Genomic DNA, 5,799 nt, shown 5'->3' with positions numbered 1-5,799 from the left:
ATGACGTTTATGTTCGGGATGACGTTTATGTTCGGGATGACGTTTATGTTCGGGATGACGTTTTATGTTCGGGATGACGTTTTATGTTCGGGATGATGGTTTTTCCAGGTATTGGATAGTCCCGTGATTCATTTTTAGAAAGGATCTTTTTTGTTTCTAAGAAGAGAAAAATTAAATAAATCGTGATGTAGATAAACGTAAATAATTTGGCTAAAGAAGGCAATCGTGATATTTTATAGCGGGTTGTGGCTCTTACCAAAATGATAACTAATTTATCTTTAATTCAGGAAAGGGTGCAATAGATGTTGGAACGTTATGCTCAGGAGGAGCTATGCAACATTTCTCTATACCTACCTGCTACTTTCCAAGTACCGCAGTTTTTGTAGATGATAGTCGTGATTTTTTATTGAACTTTGTGTTGCAGTTAGATGAAGGTTTAGCTTATCGCGTATTCGACTCCCCATTTGATGCTCTGGATTGTATTCATAAAAAACGTTGTGAACTTGAATTATTAAGCCAACGTTGTATTAGTGAATATACCGAAGCGAAAAACTGTCCATTGACTAATCATACAATCAATCTGGATTTGGCAACTATTCATGCAGAAGTATATAATTCCAGACGCTTTTCTGAAATTTCGGTCATAGTCGTAGACTATGCGATGCCAGGGATGGATGGGTTAGAATTTTGTAGACGGATTGAAGACACACACATTAAAAAAATCCTGCTCACTGGCCAAGCGGATGAGAAACTTGCTATTGCAGCATTTAACGAAGGATTAATTCATCGTTATATTAAAAAAAGTGATCCAGATGTAGCGGGACTGATTGTGAAGAGTATTCATGATTTGCAATTGCACTATTTTCACGGTATGTCTGACATGATTGTCCGGATGTTATCCGTCACTTCGCCCAGCTGTTTGCATGATAAAAAATTTGCCGAGTTTTTTTGGGAGCTATGTAAAAATAAAGGGATAGTGGAGTTTTATCTTGCAGATAATTCAGGCAGTTTCTTTATGTTGGATGATGATGCAAACATTAGTTTTTTAATTGTTAAAAATGAAGCGGATATGCGTCTGCATTATGATTTAGCACTTGATAATGGGGCTAGTGAGGAGGTTTTAGACCAGTTGCTCAGCGGTGAAAAAATTCCCTGTTTCTGGCAGGCAAACTCCGCAACGCCTCAATGGAACGAATGGTCTAATTGCCTCGTACCTGCCCATAAATTTGTTTCAGATGAAACTTATTATTATGCTTATGTTCAAGGTTCGGTTTTATTTGATGTTCGTTTGGATAAAATTTTATCCTATCATCAGCATTTAGAGCAATTGGATGCTGAGGAAATGTTCTTGATCTGATGTTCATGGATAAGAGCATATCAATAAGAGATTGGCCTTCAATGGCCTTTGTGAAAAAATGCTAATGAGTTATCTGGATTTTGTGTGGCCAGCCTTGATAAACACTCAATTACGCGGTTCAAATCACTTTTTTTATGATTTGCACTGAGGGATAAACGAATTAATGTTTTATTTTTTGGTGTGGCGGGAGCACAAAATACGGCACCAAAGATGTTTTCTTTTTCCAATTCATTTCTTAGCCAAATGATATTGGCTTCAGTACCAGCCATTATTGGAATGATTTGTGATTCGCTGGAGCTTAAATCAAATCCCTGGATTAAAAGGGCTTCTCTTAAATAATTGGCATTGGCATGTAGTTGTTCTCTTCGCCATTCTTCCTGAGAAATAATTTTTATTGAAGAAGAAAATCCGGCTAAATCATGAGGGAATAAAGCGGAACTAAATATGGACGGCAGTGAGGAGTAGCGGACGAATTCAATCAGCTCTTTTTTTCCGGCAATGAGTCCCCCTCGACCAGAAAATGTTTTTGCTAAACTGGCGGTAATGACATCAACTTGTTCGGACAAACCTAACTGAGCAACTAAACCTCTTCCTTCCGGACCATGAGTACCTAAAGAATGAGATTCATCCACTACGAGGAGACAGTCATATTCCTGAGCAAGTCTTACATATTCTGTGAGCGGGCTAACTGTTCCAATTGTGCTATAAATTGAATCTACAGCAATAATGCCCGGACCATGACGCTCTAATCTTTTTTTTAGTGATCCAATTGAGTTATGTTTAAAAGGAACTGCAGTAGCCCCGGAGGCCTTTACGCCGGTCCAAAAGGACATATGGGTATAAAAGTCCAGGTAGACAGGAACTTGAGGGCGAGCCAGTGCTTGGATTAAACCCATATTGGCGCACCATCCTGATTGAGTTAGTAAGGTGGAAGAGCGTTTTAAAAAATGACTAAATTGCTTTTCGGATTCATCAAACAGCATACTGTTGTTGCTTAAAAATACCCCCGACTGCATTGAGCCATTACCAAATTCTTGCATTGCCGTGACTTGAGCATGAATCAATTGAGGGTGTTCACTGATATTCAAATAATCATTGCTTGAAAAAATCAGAGCGTCTGATGTCGGTGTTTTTCCATGTAGGATGTGCCCACCTTGCCACGAGTTTTTTACTCGTGCTTCAAAGTATCTTTCCAGAGCCTCACTGACAAACTGGGGATAGCGCTTGAATCCTGATGCAAGGATTGTTTCAGGTAAAGAGTCTTGAGCGTTTTTATTATATTTTTGAATAACCATTCATAACTCAGCTTTACTCCACTGTTTTACAGTGTAACATAACCTGTTGACTGAGCGTCATAAAGAAGAAATAGGTTAAAAAAGCCGCTTAAGTGGTGTTTTTTTGTATGTCCTACTATAATCATGCTGGAAAAAAACATTGCTTGTCGTTATGATTTTCCAATATTTGGTGGAGATGTATCAGAATGAGGTTGAATATTGCAGTACTGTTGGCTTTTTTTTCATTTTCTCTCTATGCGATTGATGATCCCGAGCTGCAGAAAATACAACAAAGACTGCAACCCGTAGGGCAGCTGCACGTTCAAGAACAAGAGGGAACTACAGCTCAGACCTCAGCTGAAGATAAAGAAACAACGAAAAAAGCAAACGAATCAGGGCAGAAAATATATGAACACCACTGTATTGTATGTCATCGTGATGGACTAGCTGGGGCACCTAAATTGCAAAATGAAAAGGATTGGAAACCTCGTTTAACCGGAAGAACTTTAAAAGATTTGGTTGCTTCTTCAATAAAAGGTTTAAACGCTATGCCCATAAAAGGTACTTGTATTGAGTGTAATGAAAAAGATCTTGAGGATGCAATACAATATATGTTGCCTAAATCATGAAAAAATTAACTTACAAAAAAATTCAGCTTGTTCTGGTATTAGTTACCTTTTTTGTCTTATTTGCCTCGTTTTACTTTCAGTACTTTTTAGGATTACGTCCTTGTCCTTTATGTATTATGCAGCGTCTATGTGTTTTTTTATTATTGGGCTTATTGGGATTAAGTTTAGGAACTTTAAAAAAAGCGCATTTTGTTTGTTTGACGCAAGTAGTGATTTCTTGCGCGGGACTGTTTTTTTCCTTAAGACAACTGTGGTTACAATCCTTACCCGCGGGAAAGGCTCCGGCGTGTATGCCTGATCTGGATGTCTTGATTCGATATTTCCCTTGGCAGACAGTCGCCCGAGCTCTTTTTTGGGGGGCGGGTGATTGCGCTGAAGTGACTTGGACAATGGCCGGGATTTCTATGCCTGGGTGGACTGCATTATATTTTCTCTTTATGGCGCTTACTGGATTATTGCTTTATTTTTTAACTCGTACTCCCAGTTAAGGGCTGTCTCTTGATTACAAGAATCCGGATTTCCGTGCTTTCATGAGCCGAGAAAATCATCAAGGCAAACAACGTGCCTGCTGGAACTCCTGCTCGGGTTGTATCGCTTGTCATCAGCATTGACTGTTTTAATCATCGGTTTCTTCAACAACTATTGGCAAGAGTTAGAGAGTTTTGCTTCAATTTAATTGCTGGTAATCTGGGATTGTCTTGGTTATTATTGCTCTTTTTTTGAGTTATTTTTTTTATTAATGAAAACCTTTTCTTGTGAAGTACTTCATCGCCATTCAGGCACCAAAGCTCGAGTCACTCGCGTTACTACTCCGCATGGAGAATTTATAACTCCGGTGTTTATGCCGGTGGGTACCCGTGCTGGAGTGAATAATATGACGCCAACTGAATTGCATGGGGCTGGCAGTCAAATTATTTTAGGTGGTAACACCTATCATATGTTGTGTGCTCCAGGGATGGCGGTGATAGAAAAGGCTGGGGGTATGCATCCTTTTATGGGATGGAATGGTCCTATGTTAACCGATAGTGGTGGTTTTCAAGTTTTTAGTTTATCGAAAAATAAAGATATTTGCACTATAGATGAAGAAGGTGCTCATTTTAAATTGCCTGGTAGTCAACGATTGATTCATATGACACCCGAAATGTCATTGGAAACTCAGAAAATTATCGGTGCTGATATTATTATGGCTTTTGATCAATGCACACCGGATAGTTGTTCCAAGGATGAAGTAGGGCTTATCATGACTCGAACCCATAGATGGCTGAAACAGTCTATGGCTTATCATCAACAACATCCGAATTCGCGTTATGGCTATCAACAAGCGTTATTTGGTATTGTTCAAGGCGGTATTTTTGAGGATTTACGTCGCGAAAGCGCTGACTTTGTTTCTTCTATGAATACCGATGGCATTGCCATTGGCGGTGAGACCATTGGTTTTGATATGAAAACTACCGTGGAAGTGATTCGATGGGTTAGAGACTATTTGCCGGAGCATAAGCCTCGTTACACCATGGGGGTGGGGATGTCTCCTCAAGATCTATTGGATGTAGTTGCTGAAGGAATAGACATGTTTGATTGCGTAGCACCTACACGCAATGCCCGACATGGGGCTTTATATTGTGGTGAGCTAGTCTCAGAGGGGAGTTGGTTGCGATTTGCAAGTGAGTATGAAAATGAACGTATTCAAATAAAAAAATCATGTTTTGCTAATGATTTATCGCCTATTATGGCAACATGTACTTGTTATACTTGCCTTAATTATTCACGGTCTTGTTTGCATCATTTGTTTAAACAAAAAGCTAATTTATTTACCGCTCTTGCTAGTATCCACAATATCCATGTATTACATGATGTTTGTGCTAAAATGCGCAATCTGGTAATAAATTCTTAAAATTATAGAGATAACAGGAGATACAATGGTAGTTATTAGTACATCGAAAGGCGATATTCATTTACAGTTGGATGCAGAAAATACTCCTGCAACAGTAGAAAACTTTCTGAATTATGTACGTAGCGGCTTTTATAGTAATACAATTTTCCACCGCGTCATTGATGGTTTTATGATTCAAGGCGGTGGACTAAATGCTGATATGGAACAAAAATCAACACAAGCATCTGTTAAAAATGAAGCAAAAAAAGCCAAGCCAAACAAGCGTGGAACTATAGCTATGGCCAGAACCATGGATCCTCATTCAGCAACAGCCCAGTTTTTTATTAACGTTGCAGATAATGGCTTTCTTAATTACAGCGGTGATCATGCTCAAGGTTATGGATATTGTGTCTTTGGTGAAGTAGTTGAAGGGATGGATGTGGTTGATGCAATTGCCAAAGTTAAAACCGGTCAACGTATGGGGCATGGGGATGTTCCTGTTGAAGAAGTGAGTATTATTGAAGTTAAAGAGGTATAACGTTTACTATCTTTTCCCAAAAGTGGGGCGGTTGGCCATTAGAAGAACCTACGTGCCGCGGCTTGTTCGCGGCATTTAAGAGTCTATTGCAAAGAACAGACATCTTGTTCACAAAGCTCCTGGCTGGATCT

The 5,799-nt window shown here is 39.2% G+C and carries 6 protein-coding genes; 5 read left to right on the top strand and 1 reads right to left on the bottom strand.

Features of this window, described 5'->3' with window-relative positions; genetic code table 11:
- The first annotated feature begins 331 nt into the window (after positions 1 to 331).
- Positions 332 to 1,357 (top strand): response regulator, encoded by a 1,026-nt coding sequence (locus LOX96_RS17305; protein WP_250424754.1) that lies wholly within the window; start codon positions 332 to 334, stop codon positions 1,355 to 1,357.
- A gap of 38 nt (positions 1,358 to 1,395) precedes the next feature.
- On the opposite strand, the gene cqsA is transcribed toward LOX96_RS17305, so the two are convergent.
- Positions 1,396 to 2,652: an alpha-hydroxyketone-type quorum-sensing autoinducer synthase gene (gene cqsA, locus LOX96_RS17300; protein ID WP_250424755.1), complete on the bottom strand. Its 1,257-nt coding sequence runs from the start codon at positions 2,650 to 2,652 to the stop codon at positions 1,396 to 1,398.
- Between the two features lie 185 nt (positions 2,653 to 2,837).
- Here cqsA and LOX96_RS17295 point away from each other — a divergent pair, with 185 nt between their 5' ends.
- From LOX96_RS17295 to LOX96_RS17280, 4 genes are all read left to right on the top strand, one after another.
- The gene (locus tag LOX96_RS17295) at positions 2,838 to 3,260 is read left to right on the top strand and encodes a c-type cytochrome (RefSeq protein WP_250424757.1); all 423 of its coding nucleotides are present in this window, start codon (positions 2,838 to 2,840) and stop codon (positions 3,258 to 3,260) included.
- A complete protein-coding gene (locus LOX96_RS17290; protein WP_250424759.1) occupies positions 3,257 to 3,748 on the top strand; it encodes a disulfide bond formation protein B in 492 nt (163 codons plus the stop codon). The genes LOX96_RS17295 and LOX96_RS17290 overlap by 4 nt, the downstream gene beginning before the upstream one ends.
- A 251-nt stretch (positions 3,749 to 3,999) precedes the next feature.
- Entirely contained in the window at positions 4,000 to 5,151 is a 1,152-nt protein-coding gene (tgt, locus tag LOX96_RS17285; RefSeq protein ID WP_250424761.1) for a tRNA guanosine(34) transglycosylase Tgt, read from the top strand.
- Between the two features lie 25 nt (positions 5,152 to 5,176).
- Positions 5,177 to 5,668, top strand: a complete 492-nt coding sequence (locus tag LOX96_RS17280) for a peptidylprolyl isomerase (protein ID WP_250424763.1) — start codon at positions 5,177 to 5,179, stop codon at positions 5,666 to 5,668.
- Positions 5,669 to 5,799: the final 131 nt, after the last annotated feature.

The organism is Legionella maioricensis, from assembly GCF_023618015.1.
GTDB lineage: Bacteria > Pseudomonadota > Gammaproteobacteria > Legionellales > Legionellaceae > Legionella > Legionella maioricensis.
The sequence above is the reverse complement of the archived record's forward strand: the minus strand, read 5'-3'. Positions and strand labels throughout refer to the sequence as shown.